Below are 15255 nucleotides of genomic sequence, written 5' to 3' on the forward strand. Positions count from 1 at the left end.
TGTCTTAAATTATATGAGATAATGGAGGAACCAGTTTAAAAGCGAAAGGATGTTATTATGAGTAAAACAGTCGTACTGGCCGAGAAACCCTCGGTCGGCAGAGATATAGCAAAAGTGCTGAATTGCGGGAAAAAGGGTAATGGCTTTTTTGAAGGCGATCAGTATATCGTCACTTGGGCACTAGGTCATTTGGTCACCCATGCAGATCCGGAATCTTATGATGAAAAATATAAAACTTGGCGCCTTGAGGACCTGCCCATGCTGCCGCCTGCTTTGAAATTGGTCGTGATCAAGCAATCAGGCAAACAATTTCAATCGGTTAAAACACAATTAAATCGCAATGATGTCAAGGATGTCATCATTGCAACGGATGCAGGACGTGAAGGGGAACTTGTTGCACGCTGGATTCTCGAAAAAGCGAATGTGAAGAAGCCGGTCAAGCGGCTTTGGATTTCCTCTGTAACGGATAAAGCGATCAAAGATGGATTCAGAAATCTGAAGGATGGCAAGGAGTATGAAAACCTATTTGCCTCTGCTGTAGCAAGGGCGGAAGCGGACTGGATCGTTGGGATGAACGCGACACGTGCCCTAACAACGAAGCACAATGCCCAATTATCCTGCGGGAGGGTCCAAACGCCGACACTTGCGATGATTGCAAAAAAAGAAGAGGAAATAAAACAATTCCAACCTAAGAAATATTATGGCGTTTCGGCAATTGCAGAACCCAATTTGCGCCTCGTCTGGCAAGATGCCCAATCAAAAGATATCCGCACATTCGATAAAACCAAGGCAGAAAAGGTTCTTGCAGCCGTTAAGGGGAAAAGTGCAGAAGTGGTTGAAGTAAACAAGTCCCATAAGAAAAATTTTGCCCCTTCTTTATATGATTTAACAGAACTTCAACGGGACGCCAATAAGAAATTCGGCTATTCGGCGAAAGAGACGTTATCGATCATGCAGCGCTTATATGAAAGCCATAAGGTCTTGACTTATCCAAGGACGGATTCACGCTTTTTATCAACGGATTTGGTTGATACGCTAAAAGAAAGATTACAGGCTGTAAGCATTAAACCATATGCCCAGTATGCATCAAGGATCCTGCGCAGCCCAATTAAAACCAATAAATCGTTCGTGGACGATAGCAAGGTTTCTGATCACCATGCAATCATCCCCACTGAGCAAACGCCGCTGCCGGGAAAACTGAGCGACAAAGAATCGAAAATCTATGATTTGGTCGTTAAAAGGTTCCTTGCTGTATTGATGCCGCCTTTTGAATATGAACAAACGACCATCACCGCAAAAATGGGGCAGGAAACGTTCATGGCAAAAGGGAAGGTCGTCCTGAAATCGGGATGGAAGGAAGTCTATGATCACCAATTCGATGAGGAAGAAGCTAAGGATGGCCTTGCTGAGCAACTGCTTCCGAATGTTCAAAAAGGTGACAGTTTAACCATTTCGACTGTGAAACAAACAGAGGGTGAAACGAAACCGCCGGAACCATTCAATGAAGGGTCGCTTCTTTCGGCGATGGAGAATCCTGCTCGTTTCATGGCAGGGGAAAGCAAAGAGCTCATCAAGACTCTTGGTGAAACTGGCGGGATTGGAACTGTGGCAACGCGTGCTGACGTTATTGAAAAGCTGTTCAATAGCTTCCTGATCGAGAAGAGGGGAAAGGGCCTTCATGTTACCTCGAAAGGAAAACAACTTCTACAATTGGCGCCTGAAGACTTGAGATCTCCAGCTTTGACAGCCCAATGGGAGCAAAAGTTAACTGCGATAGCAAAAGGAAAGCTGCCAAAGCAGGCCTTTATCGGCGATATGCGCACTTATGCCAAAAATATCGTCCTTGAAATCAAAAATAGTGACCAAAAATTCAAGCATGATAACGTGTCAGGTACGAAATGTCCTGATTGCGGCAAGCTGATGCTAGAAGTGAATAGTAAAAAGGGAAAAATGCTTGTCTGTCAAGATCGTGATTGCGGCCACAAAAAAAGTGTTTCACGTGTAACAAATGCCAGATGCCCGCAATGTCATAAAAAGATGGAAATGCGCGGTCAAGGAGAAGCACAGACATTCACCTGTAAATGTGGTTTCCACGAAAAACTTTCTTCTTACAATAAACGTAGAGGGCAAAATAAAAATCAAAAATTATCCAAAAATGAAGTTTCCAATTATATGAAAAAGCAAAATAAAGAAGAGCCGATCAATACTGCATTGGCAGATGCCTTGGCAAAACTGAAATTCGATAAATAAAGGAAAGAGTCCTTCACTTTTAGTTCCAAGGTGAAGGGCTCTTTTTTATGGAGTTAATTAAATGGAGCAGGTATGGGGAAATTTCCTTGTCGGCAGGCCCGTCTTTCCAGACAACAAGGTTGCAGCTTTATGAACGCAAAATTAGTATAAAAGAAAAAGACGGCAGAAAGGGATGGAGCGCTCGCTCCATCCCTTTCCATATATCCTGCATCTGTTAAATTTCATTCAGTACGGTGCCATGTAATTCATATTCAAGTGTTTTGTCAGTGTGTGTGTGTTTATCCGAATCTACTCGTATGAGTGTACTGAATGGCTTCTGATCACCCGGACTGAAAATTGCTTCATCATTCTCTGGATTCCATAGGCTGTAAATACTCATGATCGTATCCTCCTCCTTTGGATGAGAAGACTAGTAATTCCCATATTTGATTATCATCCATCTCTTCAATTGACTCTAACGCTGATCACCGGGACTAAACACCGCTGCGTCATTCTCTTTGTTCCATTGGCTTCTGATTGTACTCATCATGCACTATCATCTCCTTTGGTGAGAATGTCTTACAGTATTCATATACCCGGATGGGACAGGATAAAACATATATTTTAAAAAAAACATGATTATGTTTCTGAATAACAAGTTGTAACATGCCGAGTTTGCGTCTGCTTCCAAATATTCATAATGCCCCATGGTGGACTGACGTTTTTTCATAAAGTAACGTTCTGCTGTAGGCTTCGTGCCCAGGCAACGACATTTTCTGTAAGGGGCCTTGGTTGAAAAGTTGGAAAAAAATCCGTACTTGTGAAAATTAAAGAACCTTTTCTACTATGTTGACAAATCATTATTGTAAAGTGATATAATTTTAAATTGTATGCATGACAAAAGGTAGGAGATAGAATCGAATGAATCAAAAATTAATTAATACTGAGAGTAAATTCAGACCCGAAATCGAAGGGTTACGTGTTGTTGCCGCACTGCTGGTGGCGGTTTATCATATATGGCTTAATCGTGTTTCTGGCGGGGTTGATGTATTCTTTGTAATTTCAGGTTTTCTTATTACTACTTCAATTGTTTCCACAATTAATCGAACAGGGGAATTTCGTTTTCTTCCATATGTCACCAAATTAATAAAAAGATTACTTCCTTCTGTATTTTTTATTCTTGCAATTGTTCTGGTTTTAAGTTGGTTTTTATTACCTAAATCAATTTTAGATAAAACTATACATGAAGTATTTGCCTCCATGTTTTTCTATCAAAACTGGCAACTTGCTTTTTCGAGCACGGATTATTTAGATTCCAGTCAAATGAAAACACCTGTTGAACACTTTTGGGCTTTGTCTATACAGGGACAATTTTATATAATTTGGTTTTTATTATTCACTTTGATTTTATTTTTAATAAAAAAATATAAATTAACTAAAGTTAAAACATTAATTAATACGATTTTAGGAATATTATTTGTTTCTTCTTTTATATATTCCATATATTTAACCTCTGTCAATCAGCCATGGGCTTATTTCATAACGATGACACGTGTGTGGGAATTTGCTTTAGGCAGTTTGCTCTGTATCAATTTATCATCAATTAAGGTAAATAAATATATAGCAACAGTGATAGGGTGGCTTGGATTAATCGGTTTAATTTTAACGGGAATAGTTTTCAATGTATCTGAAATGTTTCCGGGGTATATTGCCTTATGGCCAATGACCTGCGCATTATTCATTGTTTTGTCTGGTACACGCGATACAAAATATGGTGTCAAACGCTTTTTAGGTTCACCCGTAATGGTGAAGCTAGGTGGAATCGCTTTTGGAATCTACTTGTGGCATTGGGTTTTATTGGAGTTCTATCGTTATAATGTCCAAGAAACTCCAGGATTCATCGTCGGAACTCTTATTATCATTTCATCAATTGCCCTTTCTTTTTTTATGACTCGATATATAGAAGAACCAATCCGAAGCTCAAAGGACAACAAATTCTCATTCAAGAGACTCGGGATAATGGGCAGTGTGAATGTACTCTTGATTGCATCGCTTTTAATTGGAGTATATATAGATAAAAATAGGCTGGAAAATAATATAAACGATAAAAATTATCCAGGAGCGTTAGCTGTAAAAAACCCTGATGATATACCTGATCAGGAACCAATTCCATCATATTCTGAAGTCTTTGATGATTTACCACAATCGCATTTGGACGGCAGTAACCAAGGGTTGAAGGAAAGTGACTTGAAAATTGGGGAATATGGCGAAACTGAAAATTACGATGCTACAATTGCCCTGATCGGCAGTTCCCATTCAGAGCATTGGTTAGGTGCCATATTAAAAGCTACAAAAGATGATAATTATCGTGTATTGAATATGACCCGTTCAGGTACACGTTTTTCAACAGGTTATACGGATGATGATTTGAAAGGTATCTGGGTCAATAATGTTCTCGATTATCTAAAGGATGCAGATGTAGATCTTGTCATTTCTCACGCCACAGCTTCTGATACGCCCAATAATAAAATACAACAACAGATGGTTGATCAGCTGCAGTATGTTAAAGATGAATATGGTATTGAAGTGTTAGCGGTTCGTGATGATCCAAGATATAGTTTTAATGTACTGGAATCATTAGAAACACATGGAATAGAAGAAACAACAAAAAAAATGAATTCAGTAGATAATCAGAAAGACGAAAGCTTTTGGAGACAATTTGAAAAAGAGAATAAATCATTGCATAAAATTGACTTAACAGATTACTTTAAAGTGAACGGTGAATTTCAGCCCATTATTGGTAATGTTATAATTTACCGGGACAATAGGCATTTAACGAATACTTATTCTGAAAGTTTCGGACCTATTTTTGATGAAAAAATCAACGAGATAGGCTTAGATAGAAAGTAAGTATAGCTAAAGGGAGTTTTGTTTGGGTCTATTGGTTATCTGTATATAAAAAATCTGAGTTCTGTGTTTCACAGGGCTCGGATTTTTTTTATGAATTTGTTTAACCGCCCCATAAATCACAGAAAAAAACCCTGCTACTACGCGGAAGAACCGCATTGTAACAGGGTTTTTAGTTAGCGTCCCAGATAGGAATCGAACCTACGACCTACAGCTTAGGAGGCTGTCGCTCTATCCTGCTGAGCTACTGGGACATATAAAAAGTCGACGACTTATTTATTATATTTCTTATAGGCAAACTTTTCAAGCTAATAGCACATACTTATTAAAAAAAATCCTCATAAATGCTTAACAGGTCACTAAGCTCTCGTCTTTCCCTTTTTTTCATTTAATGGAATACTTTATTAATCACTAGTTTTCTGGTACTATTTTACTATAAAAAATTAGGAGAATGATAGTGGGGAAATATAGAGTATTAAGGATGGTTGCATTGCTGGGGATTTTGATTTTACCTGCATGCTCACAAGAGATTTTAGAAGGTATAGGCACAAAGACAGCTGCACCGATTGCGGAAGATGACATCGAAGTGGTCGAAGCGGCGGATAATGGGGCAGGGCAGGAATTGGAGGGCCAGATCGATACGGGAGACTGGATAACGGCCGAGCCCGCCGTCCAGCTTCCAATCTTGATGTATCACAGCATTTCTGAAGGTAATCGCCTTCGGGTTCCAAGTGAGGAATTCCGGTCACAGATGGCTTGGCTTCGGGAGAATGGCTACTATACATTATCTCCTGAAGAGGCATTCCTCGTTTTAACCGAGAATCGGATACCAAGTGAGAAGTGTGTCTGGCTTACTTTTGATGATGGCTATACAGATAACTTCACGGAGGCTTTCCCGATATTAAAAGAAAATGATATGAAAGCAACTGTCTTCATGATCGGGAAGTCCATTGATAAAGGTCATCACCTGACTGAAAATCAAATGATGGAGATGAGCAGGAATGGGATTTCGATTGAAAGCCATACTATCAACCATTTGGAGCTGAACCGCATGACGGCAGAGCAGCAAGAAGCTGAAATGGTCCAGTCTAAGAAGCTATTCGACCGTATTCTCGACCAGGACACGACAGTGCTTTCCTATCCGGTTGGCCGGTATAACGAAGAGACTCTCAGGCTGTCAGATGAAGCCGGATACAAGATGGCAGTCACTACCGAACCTGGGGGAGCTTCAAGGGAACAAGGGATGCATGCCCTGCATCGAGTTCGGATTTCACCCGGTTTATCAGTCGATGGGTTTGCGACATTGATTGAAAATGCTTCAAATCATTGAGTGTGGAAGGGTCATTTCGAACCTGTTCAGAAAAATCATATAATAATAGATTCTTACATGGTGTATAATGAAGGCAATGAAAATTATATACATATGAACGATTTGGTGTCGTAATGACTTAAAAGGGAAGCTGGTGAAATGCCAGCGCGGTCCCGCCACTGTATATGGGAGCTGACGGCTGTGTACCACTGTATGAAATATGGGAAGGTGCCGTTGACGATGACCATGAGCCAGGAGACCTGCCAAAATTCGTACACCTGTAACCTACGCGGATGGGAAGGTGTGTGGCAGACCCTAAGAAGTCCGTAATGATATTGTTGCCATACAAGTACCTTCCGTTTAACGGGAGGTGCTTTTTGTTTTGGGTGCATCTTCCGGGATTATTGGGTGAAAGAAATTAAATAAAAAGATTGTGGGGAATGAAAATGAAGAAAATTTTTGGTCTGATATTGTTGATGTTGCTTACTGCAGGCATGATGGTCGGCTGCAGTGGAGCTACTGATGAAGGAAAAGAACAGCAGCAAACGAAACATGCTCAACACGAAGCTTTCCCGATTACGATTAAAGATGCAACTGGGGAAAAAGTAACGATAGAAGAAAAACCGAAGAAAATCGTTTCGTTAATACCAAGTAATACGGAAGTGGTCTTTGCACTTGGTTTGGGTAAAAAGGTCATTGGTGTTTCCGATAATGATAATTACCCGGAAGAAACGAAAGAAATTGAAAAAGTTGGCGGAATGGAAATGAACACGGAGCTGATTGTCTCCATGAAGCCTGACCTTGTTCTTGCCCATGCATCAAGTGCCCATAATTCGAATGAGGGTTTACAGCAGCTTAAGGATGCTGGAATAGATGTCCTCGTAGTCAATGATGCACAAAGCTTTGACCAAGTCTATGAGTCTATTGAAATGATTGGACAGGCAACGGGTGAACATGACAAGGCAAACGAAATCGTTGCGGATATGAAAACGAAGCTTAAGGATATCGAGGAAAAAGCCAAATCCGTAAAGGAAGAGGATAGGAAGACCGTTTTAGTGGAAGTTTCGCCTTCACCGGAAATATACACACCGGGAAAAAATACTTTCATGAATGAGATGCTTACTATTATTTCAGCGGATAATGCTGCTGCTGACTTGGACGGTTGGGCAAAGATTGATGAAGAGTCGATGATTGCTGCAAATCCTGATGTCATCATTACAACTTATGGTTATTATACGAAAGATTCAGCAAATGAAGTGAAGGGCCGAAAAGGATGGCAAGACGTAAATGCTGTTAAGAATGGCCAAGTCTTTGATGTCCATTCTGACTTGGTGACCCGTTCCGGTCCACGCTTGATAGAGGGAGTAGAGGAACTTGCCAAATCAGTCTATCCGAACCAATTTAACAACTAAATGGACGTTTGCCTATTTGATTGCGTTTTTAATTTTGTTATTCGCAATGACGGTAGGCATTTCCTTTGGTTCGGTGTCAGTACCGATTCCCGTACTTTTACAAATAATCGGCAAGGAGATCTTTCATTTGCCGATTTCCGCTGATCCGGATGTGATGCTGACGAATATCGTGATGAACATCCGCTTGCCGCGTGTGTTGCTTGCGGGGTTGGTCGGGGCATCGCTGGCGATTGCGGGTGCGGCATTTCAGGGACTGCTCCGGAACCCGCTCGCTGATCCTTACACATTAGGTATTTCATCAGGAGCATCGGTCGGCGCCGTATTGACAATATTCTTGAATATATCACTGCCGTTCATCGGTTTATACACTCTTCCGGCATTGAGCATTTTATGCTCAGTGCTCACGATGCTCTGCGTATTGACTTTTGCAAAAAAAATGGATCGATCGATGAAAGTGGAAACGATCATTTTAACGGGAATCATTTTCAGCTCGTTTTTAAGTGCCTTCATTTCATTGATGATTGCGCTGACGGGTGATGAATTAAGACAAATCATCGGCTGGCTGATGGGAAGCGTTTCAATGCGCGGATGGAATTATATTGCAATCATTTTGCCGTTTTTTATCATTGGTTCGTTGATCTTGATCATGAATACAAGCGAATTGAATGCGATGACTTTCGGGGAAGACCGGGCAAAACACTTAGGTGTGAATGTTAAGCGGCGGAAAATGTGGATCTTGATAGCCGGTTCGACATTGACAGGGGCAGCGGTAGCCGTTTCAGGGGCGATTGGCTTTGTAGGATTGGTCATTCCTCATTTTGTCCGAAAGATATGGGGACCTGATCATAAACATTTGCTTCCGCTGTCATTGCTGATAGGAAGCGGATTTTTAATTTTGGCAGACTTTGTAGCACGGACGGTCATTGCCCCATCGGAACTGCCGATCGGGGTTATCACCTCACTTATCGGGGCACCTGCATTTGCGCTGATTTTATTAAAGAGACGGAGAGAAGGGTAAAAACGAATGCTTGAAGTTAAAGGGTTAACAGGTGGATATGACAACAAAGCTGTTTTGGACTCTGTCTCTTTTGATGTACATAAAGGAGAATTATTCGGGATTCTTGGGCCTAATGGCAGCGGAAAAACGACGCTCTTAGGTATGCTTAGCGGGGTGCTCGATTATAAGGGCGGAAGCGTACGGATAAGAGGTAGGGATTTGAAGGATTATTCGTCAAAACAACTTGCACAGGTCATTGCTGTGCTCCCTCAACATTCCTCATTAGCTTTCTCCTATACAGTAAAAGAGACGGTCTCGCTTGGGCGATATGCCCATCAATCAGGTTGGTTCCATAGTTGGTCCGCAGATGATGAAGCGATTGTCCAATGGGTTATGGAACAAACGGGCGTAGCCGATTTTCAGGATCTGCATTTTGAACGATTATCAGGAGGGGAGAGGCAGCGGGTACTGCTGGCACAGGCACTAGCCCAAGAACCCGAAATCCTTTTTTTGGATGAACCTACGAATCACTTGGATCTTTCCTATCAAAAAGACCTTCTTGATTTAATGAGGAAAATGGCAAAAGAGCAGAACTTGACCGTTATTTCAATTTTCCATGACCTGAATTTGGCTGGGTTATATTGTGATCGGCTGATGTTGCTTGAGAAAGGGAAAATTCAGGTTGTTGATGTGCCGAATGAAGTGCTTCAACAGGAACGGATTCAGGGTGTATATCATACGACGATCGAAAAACATCCACATCCCGCCCTTCCGAAACCGCAGATGTTCATCGTTCCGGAAAAGCATGGCCATGATACTATTCCATTGGAAATTGATGAATCCTATCTGACAGTCGGACCTGAGATGATTCAATTGGATTCGCCGATCCCGCTTAGAACGATGTCTTCCGGAGTGACTGGTTCGGGGACGGGCTGGCATAAATATTTTGTGAATAGGCACGTACATCATGGCTATGACTGCGAGGATCATCATGTTGAAATGGCCGAGTATTTAAAGGCTCATGGTTTTGAACCTCAGGAGACGGTAGGGATGATGACAGCTGTCTTTCTCGATACGGTTGCTTTCAAGCTTTTAAGAGCTGAAGATTTCTCTGTTTTCATTATCGTGACGGCTGGTGTAGGAAATGCCATCGACGCTTCCTTAGCTGACCGGCACTCTTGGAGTTCCGCTCCGGGAACGATAAATACATGGATATTCGTAAATGGTCATTTGGCAGAAGAGGCTTTCATCCACAGCATAGTTACTGCTACCGAGGCAAAAGTAAAAGCCCTTCATGATTTGCATGTACTGGATAAGCTGACAAATACATGTGCAACAGGAACGTCGACTGACAGCATTTTAATTGCGGCTGCGCAAAGAGGGGCAAAGCTTCAATATGCAGGCACCATTACTCCGTTAGGGAAGCTGATCAGTCGCGGTGTATATGATTGTACAGTGGAAGCATTAAAGAATAATCGGAAACGGATTGAGGATTTATGATCTATCATCATCTTTTTGCGGTTACGCTGGCATTTTTCCTTGATCTATTAATCGGTGATCCGCCAAATTGGCCGCATCCAGTCAAATGGATAGGAACGATGATAAGCAAGCTGGATCTGGCATTCAATAAAGGGGCATATAAGAAACGGAATGGACTCTTCATGTTGATCATCGTCTTATCGGCGGTGTTATTGATTACGGGTCTTACCGTCTATTTGGCTTATCTAATCCATCCGCTTGCAGGTATCCTTTGGGAAGCTGCTGTCATTTCTACTACGATAGCTCAGAAGGGCTTGAAGCAAGCTGGGATGGATGTTCGCCTTCCGCTTAATGAACGCGATTTTCCTGAAGCGAGACTAAAGCTTTCCTATATCGTGGGCCGTGATACGGCTGATCTTGATGAATCCGAAATCGTCAGGGGCACCGTGGAAACTGTAGCGGAAAATACCAGCGATGGGATTACAGCCCCGATGTTTTGGGCAGCTATTGGCGGTGCGCCGCTCGCAATGGTGTATAGGGCGATTAATACATGCGATTCCATGGTAGGGTACAAAAATGATAAATATGGGCAATTCGGCTGGGCTTCAGCCAAGCTCGATGATATCGTGAATTGGATTCCCAGCCGCCTCACCGGTTTCCTGATGTTACTGAGCTCAAAGTCCCGCTATCATGGATTTGGTGCTAGATGGAAGATATTATTCAATGACGCAAAAAAACATCCAAGCCCGAATAGCGGGTGGTGTGAAGCAGGCGTTGCTGCGATTTTGGGAATACAGCTTGGAGGCCGTAATATGTACAAAGGAATTGTTTCCGACCGTGCGAGGATGGGAGTTCCGCTTGTTCGATTGGAAGCAAAACATATACCAAAAACGATTACCATCATGCATCGGTCATCTTTTCTATTTCTGCTGATGCTATGGCTAGGGGGGCTTATTCTTGACATTACCTTCTCATGGCTCTAATCCTCATTATCTTTATGAAGCGCTGAAAATCGAGATGCCTGAAGGGGTTCTCGACTTCAGTGCTAACATCAACCCATTGGGTCCGCCTTTACGCATAAAGGAACAGTGGGCTGGATTTTTCGAAGGAATCCTTCAATACCCAGATCCGCATGCCATTGAACTGACAAAATCCATTGCAAAAAAAGAAGCTCTTCCTGAGCAATCCGTTTTGGTGGGGAACGGTGGTGCTGAAATAATCATGCTGGTAGCGAACGGATTAGCAAATCAAAGGGTGCTGATCATTCAGCCGGCATTTGCGGAATATGCTGAAGCTTGTTTGGCGGCAGGTTGTAAGGTCGATTTTCACCAGCTTGATGCTCCTGAGTGGCAATTGGACTTGGAGCGATTGATTCCCCGATTACCCGAATATGATGCAATTTTCTTATGTACGCCTAATAATCCGACGGGTGTTTCATTTAATCGGGATGCAGTCAGGGAATTGATCATGGAATGCCAAAAAGCGGATTGCCTGGTAGTATTGGATGAGGCTTTTTATGATTTTACGGAAGATGCCTTTAGTTACGCTTCTTTAATCAATGCATTTCCACATTTACTCATTCTAAGATCAATGACTAAAATCTTTGCAATCCCGGGTTTGAGACTAGGCTACTTGCTTGCGGCGCCTGACATCATAAAACGCGTAAGAAACTATAAGCCGCATTGGAGCGTCAACCACGTGGCGCTTGAAGTGGGGAAAATCTGTCTTGCGGAAGAAGCCTATATGAGAAAAACAAGAGACTATATTGCATGGCAAAAGCAAAAACTATTCCGGTTTTATGAGGAGCAAGGGTTGAATGTCTCCGCTAGCACAGTCAATTTTTATTTGGTGAAGGATGAATCTCTATCCCTTTTCCCCTTTTTGCTGAAAAAAGGAATCGTACCGCGCCATACCAATAATTTTCCGGGTTTGGACGGAGTGTGGCTTCGGTTTGCAGTGAAGAGTGAACATGATAACGAAGCACTGATGGAGGGGGTAAGACAGTGGAGAAAGCAAGGCTCTGTTTTATAACCGGGGGTGTCCGTTCAGGAAAAAGCAGCTTCGCAGAAAGAAAAGCACTGGAGTTTGCGCGCCAAACGAATGGAAACTTGCATTACCTCGCCTGCGGCCGAGTCAGTGACTCTGAGATGGGTGAACGGATCCTTAGGCATCGGAAAGATAGAGAAAGCAGCCCGATTGCTTGGAAGACCTCCGAATACGCAACGGATATTACAAGAATAGGGGCTCACATTGATCATGATTCCATAATTCTGCTCGATTGTCTGACAACCCTGCTTGATAACGAGCTATTCGGCCCTGGCATTCCGCTTGAAGAAGAATTCTTAAATAGCGTTTTTTCAAAAATAATAACCGGAATCAATGAGATTAGAAAACAATCCAATTGTTTAATAGTCGTGAGCAATGAATTGGTGCAGGAGTCGATTTTCCGGGATGATTTCCTCCATTTATACGGAAAAACACTGGGCCTGCTTCATCAAACGATCGTCGGGCAGGCCGATGAAGCCTATCTTGTCGAAGCGGGAATTCCATTGCGGAAGAAAGGGTGCATGCAGGAATGAGCGGAGTGGTCGGATTTTTAATTAACCTGCAGTTCTTTACGGTCTTTCCAATAAAGAAGCAGCTTCCGATGGAGAAGAAATATATTCACCGTGCCATTCAAACCTTTCCATTAGTAGGTCTTTTGCTAGGCTTGATATTGGGCGGTGTTTTGTATGCACTAGTGGAATGGACCCCATTGTCATCGCTTGCGATTGCCTTTTTCCTCTGGTTTTTGACGATGGCATTAACGGGTGGTTTGCATCTTGATGGCTGGATCGATGCAAGTGATGCTTTTTTTTCCTATCAGGATAAAGAGCGGCGTTTGGAAATCATGAAGGATTCCAGGACAGGTGCCTTCGGTGTCATCTCCGTCATAGTCCTATTGGCCGCCCGGTTTCTATTTATCTATGAAATTGTCGAAAGGGTAAATGAATGGACATACTTCTTGATCATAGCCCTTCCGCTCTTAAGTAAATGTGTGATGGGTTATTTACTCATCCAGATGCCGCTGGCTAAAAAAGAGGGGCTCGGCGCTTTTTTTCAAAGTGCAGTAACGAAAAGCAGTTTGCCCATTTATTGGCTATATCTCCTTGTAAGTCTGGCGATTGCCTGGACAATCGATTTTAAGCTTGTCACCTTATTTTTCATCATGTGCCTGGCTGCAATGATTTTCCTGGTTTATATAAAACGTAAAGTCATCAGTTGGTTCGGTGGGATAACGGGGGATGTGCTGGGGGCGTCCGTGGAAGGGGTTGAGCTTTGGTTATGGCTGATATTGTGGCTATTACACTACTTCGCCATGGGCTGACAGTAGCAAATGAGCGAAGGGCCTATTTAGGCTGGACGGATTCTCCATTAAGTACCGAAGGAGAAAAGGAAATATTGGACTTAAGGGGTTCTTACCCACAGTATGAAAAAATTCACAGCAGCGATTTGCCCCGCTGTGTGGAAACTGCACGACTTCTGTTTCCAGATGCAGTTCCGATCAAAAACCCTTCGTTCCGTGAGATGAACTTCGGCTATTGGGAAGGACGGACGTATCATGAGTTGAAGGCAGATGGAGATTATCTTAATTGGCTGGAACGTCCCATGGAGGCACTGGTGCCTGGGGGTGAAAGTTATCCGGCATTTTCCGAGCGTGTTAATAAGGGCTGGAACGAATTGATTGCCTGTAAGGAGAGCCGGTTTGCCATATTGACGCATGGAGGGGTAATCCGTGATTTATTGGTTCGCTATGCCCCGCAGGAGAAGTCTTTTTTTGATTGGAGGATTTCCCATGGCAGGGGATATGAGCTGATATGGGAAGACCGGAACAGCTTAAGGAGGGGAGAACGCTGCACTTTGTTACAGGAGGCGCCTATAATGGCAAAACTAAATGGGTAAAGCAATTGTATGGTTTGGAAAATGATGTCCTTTGGCTATCCGGTTATCGAAAAGAAGAGCCGGAAATGATTGATTTTCAAGGCAAGACTGTTGTATTGCAAGGGTTGGATGCATGGATTCAACAAGATGCAGAAAAGATGGATTCAAATTCGATTCGAAAAAAATGGAAGGAAATCATGGCTGATTGGCGAATATGGGAGAAAGAAAGAGATGACCGTAACTGCATTGTGATCGGTTCAGATATCACCAAAGGCATAGTGCCGATGGAAGCAAGAGATCGCAGATGGCGCGATGCCTGCGGATGGGTCTTTCAAGATGTAGCATCCATATCAAGGCGCGTTGATATCATCTGGTATGGAATTGACCAGCGAATAAAGTAGAGGAGGTAATTGGGATGAAAATTTATACACGTACAGGGGATAAGGGACAAACAAGCGTAATCGGAGGTCGGCTTGACAAGGATGACATCCGTGTCGAGTCTTATGGTACGGTTGATGAAGTTAATAGCTATATCGGTCTTGCGGTGACAGAATTGGATCCAGCGATATTTAAGGATATACTGGCCGACCTAGAGAAAATCCAGCATGAGTTGTTTGACTGCGGCGGTGATTTGGCAACCGTTTCCGAGAAAGCCCCACAAAAGCTGACGGATGAGGCCATTACCTATTTGGAAGAACGGATAGATGCCTTCATACTTGAAGCGCCGGAATTGGAAAAGTTTATCCTGCCTGGCGGCTCAAAAGCGGCTGCAACCATTCATATTGCCCGAACCGTTACAAGAAGGGCAGAACGATTGGTCGTTTCATTGATCAAGTCGGGTGCGGCTGTTTCACCATTATCACTTCAATATTTAAATCGTTTGTCGGATTACTTCTTTGCTGTTGCACGTGTGATCAATTTCCGTGTTGGTGTGAAAGATGTGGAATATATCCGCAGCGCAAATGTGTTCCGTGGAGGGAAAAGAAAGGAAAAAGAGTAAA

At 42.8% G+C, this 15255-nt stretch carries 14 protein-coding genes, 1 tRNA gene and 1 riboswitch; of the genes, 13 read left to right on the forward strand and 2 right to left on the reverse strand.

The genetic code is table 11. The features are described 5' to 3' along the window. Window positions 1-57 precede the first annotated feature (57 nt). Entirely contained in the window at window positions 58-2250 is a 2193-nt protein-coding gene (locus tag ACQKMF_RS11845; protein ID WP_402943198.1) for a DNA topoisomerase III, read from the forward strand. A 214-nt stretch (window positions 2251-2464) separates the two neighbouring features. On the opposite strand, the gene ACQKMF_RS11850 is transcribed toward ACQKMF_RS11845, so the two are convergent. Beyond that, on the reverse strand, window positions 2465-2629 hold the full coding sequence (locus ACQKMF_RS11850) for a hypothetical protein (protein ID WP_156404392.1): 165 nt from the start codon (window positions 2627-2629) through the stop codon (window positions 2465-2467). A 521-nt stretch (window positions 2630-3150) separates the two neighbouring features. On the opposite strand from ACQKMF_RS11850, the gene ACQKMF_RS11855 reads away from it, so the two are divergent. After that, window positions 3151-5139 (forward strand): acyltransferase family protein, encoded by a 1989-nt coding sequence (locus ACQKMF_RS11855; RefSeq protein ID WP_427573321.1) that lies wholly within the window; start codon window positions 3151-3153, stop codon window positions 5137-5139. Between the two features lie 177 nt (window positions 5140-5316). Here ACQKMF_RS11855 and ACQKMF_RS11860 read toward each other — a convergent pair. Next, a tRNA-Arg gene (locus tag ACQKMF_RS11860) sits at window positions 5317-5390 on the reverse strand. A 227-nt stretch (window positions 5391-5617) separates the two neighbouring features. Here ACQKMF_RS11860 and ACQKMF_RS11865 point away from each other — a divergent pair. The 11 genes from ACQKMF_RS11865 to ACQKMF_RS11915 all read left to right on the forward strand — a co-directional run bounded on the left by ACQKMF_RS11865 (window position 5618) and on the right by ACQKMF_RS11915 (window position 15254). Further along, window positions 5618-6466 carry a polysaccharide deacetylase family protein gene (locus ACQKMF_RS11865; RefSeq protein WP_402944029.1) on the forward strand — a complete coding sequence of 283 codons (849 nt, stop codon included), beginning with the start codon at window positions 5618-5620 and terminating at the stop codon, window positions 6464-6466. A gap of 86 nt (window positions 6467-6552) precedes the next feature. Next, window positions 6553-6727, forward strand: a riboswitch (cobalamin riboswitch). Window positions 6728-6885: 158 nt separating this feature from the next. After that, complete coding sequence (locus ACQKMF_RS11870) at window positions 6886-7857, forward strand: ABC transporter substrate-binding protein (RefSeq protein ID WP_402943204.1); 972 nt, start codon at window positions 6886-6888, stop codon at window positions 7855-7857. Further along, window positions 7820-8875 carry a FecCD family ABC transporter permease gene (locus ACQKMF_RS11875; RefSeq protein ID WP_402943207.1) on the forward strand — a complete coding sequence of 352 codons (1056 nt, stop codon included), beginning with the start codon at window positions 7820-7822 and terminating at the stop codon, window positions 8873-8875. Before ACQKMF_RS11870 ends, ACQKMF_RS11875 begins: the two co-directional genes overlap by 38 nt. Before the next feature lie 6 nt (window positions 8876-8881). Beyond that, complete coding sequence (locus ACQKMF_RS11880; RefSeq protein ID WP_427573326.1) at window positions 8882-10354, forward strand: heme ABC transporter ATP-binding protein; 1473 nt, start codon at window positions 8882-8884, stop codon at window positions 10352-10354. Next, window positions 10351-11316, forward strand: a complete 966-nt coding sequence (gene cbiB, locus ACQKMF_RS11885) for an adenosylcobinamide-phosphate synthase CbiB (protein WP_427573329.1) — start codon at window positions 10351-10353, stop codon at window positions 11314-11316. Before ACQKMF_RS11880 ends, cbiB begins: the two co-directional genes overlap by 4 nt. Then, entirely contained in the window at window positions 11291-12364 is a 1074-nt protein-coding gene (gene cobD / locus ACQKMF_RS11890) for a threonine-phosphate decarboxylase CobD (RefSeq protein WP_101223894.1), read from the forward strand. The genes cbiB and cobD overlap by 26 nt, the downstream gene beginning before the upstream one ends. Then, window positions 12337-12912 carry a bifunctional adenosylcobinamide kinase/adenosylcobinamide-phosphate guanylyltransferase gene (locus ACQKMF_RS11895; protein ID WP_427573332.1) on the forward strand — a complete coding sequence of 192 codons (576 nt, stop codon included), beginning with the start codon at window positions 12337-12339 and terminating at the stop codon, window positions 12910-12912. Before cobD ends, ACQKMF_RS11895 begins: the two co-directional genes overlap by 28 nt. Next, window positions 12909-13700 (forward strand): adenosylcobinamide-GDP ribazoletransferase, encoded by a 792-nt coding sequence (gene cobS / locus ACQKMF_RS11900; protein ID WP_427573335.1) that lies wholly within the window; start codon window positions 12909-12911, stop codon window positions 13698-13700. Before ACQKMF_RS11895 ends, cobS begins: the two co-directional genes overlap by 4 nt. Beyond that, window positions 13658-14275, forward strand: coding sequence for a histidine phosphatase family protein (locus tag ACQKMF_RS11905; RefSeq protein WP_427573338.1), 618 nt, complete (start codon window positions 13658-13660; stop codon window positions 14273-14275). Before cobS ends, ACQKMF_RS11905 begins: the two co-directional genes overlap by 43 nt. A 5-nt stretch (window positions 14276-14280) precedes the next feature. Further along, window positions 14281-14655, forward strand: a complete 375-nt coding sequence (locus ACQKMF_RS11910; RefSeq protein WP_230176086.1) for a bifunctional adenosylcobinamide kinase/adenosylcobinamide-phosphate guanylyltransferase — start codon at window positions 14281-14283, stop codon at window positions 14653-14655. A gap of 14 nt (window positions 14656-14669) precedes the next feature. Further along, a complete protein-coding gene (locus ACQKMF_RS11915; protein WP_101223890.1) occupies window positions 14670-15254 on the forward strand; it encodes a cob(I)yrinic acid a,c-diamide adenosyltransferase in 585 nt (194 codons plus the stop codon). Window position 15255: the final 1 nt, after the last annotated feature.

The sequence above is a fragment of the Peribacillus sp. NPDC101480 genome (assembly GCF_050277335.1).
In the GTDB taxonomy this organism is placed as follows: domain Bacteria; phylum Bacillota; class Bacilli; order Bacillales; family DSM-1321; genus Peribacillus.

What these genes read in the sequence shown, in the direction of transcription:
- ACQKMF_RS11850 (WP_156404392.1), bottom strand. Translation starts at nt 2,629, where the DNA reads ATGAGTATTTACAGCCTATGGAATCCAGAGAATGATGAAGCAATTTTC.
- ACQKMF_RS11905 (WP_427573338.1), top strand. Translation starts at nt 13,658, where the DNA reads ATGGCTGATATTGTGGCTATTACACTACTTCGCCATGGGCTGACAGTA.
- ACQKMF_RS11880 (WP_427573326.1), top strand. Translation starts at nt 8,882, where the DNA reads ATGCTTGAAGTTAAAGGGTTAACAGGTGGATATGACAACAAAGCTGTT.
- ACQKMF_RS11865 (WP_402944029.1), top strand. Translation starts at nt 5,618, where the DNA reads ATGGTTGCATTGCTGGGGATTTTGATTTTACCTGCATGCTCACAAGAG.
- cobS (WP_427573335.1), top strand. Translation starts at nt 12,909, where the DNA reads ATGAGCGGAGTGGTCGGATTTTTAATTAACCTGCAGTTCTTTACGGTC.
- ACQKMF_RS11855 (WP_427573321.1), top strand. Translation starts at nt 3,151, where the DNA reads ATGAATCAAAAATTAATTAATACTGAGAGTAAATTCAGACCCGAAATC.
- ACQKMF_RS11845 (WP_402943198.1), top strand. Translation starts at nt 58, where the DNA reads ATGAGTAAAACAGTCGTACTGGCCGAGAAACCCTCGGTCGGCAGAGAT.
- cbiB (WP_427573329.1), top strand. Translation starts at nt 10,351, where the DNA reads ATGATCTATCATCATCTTTTTGCGGTTACGCTGGCATTTTTCCTTGAT.
- ACQKMF_RS11870 (WP_402943204.1), top strand. Translation starts at nt 6,886, where the DNA reads ATGAAAATGAAGAAAATTTTTGGTCTGATATTGTTGATGTTGCTTACT.
- ACQKMF_RS11915 (WP_101223890.1), top strand. Translation starts at nt 14,670, where the DNA reads ATGAAAATTTATACACGTACAGGGGATAAGGGACAAACAAGCGTAATC.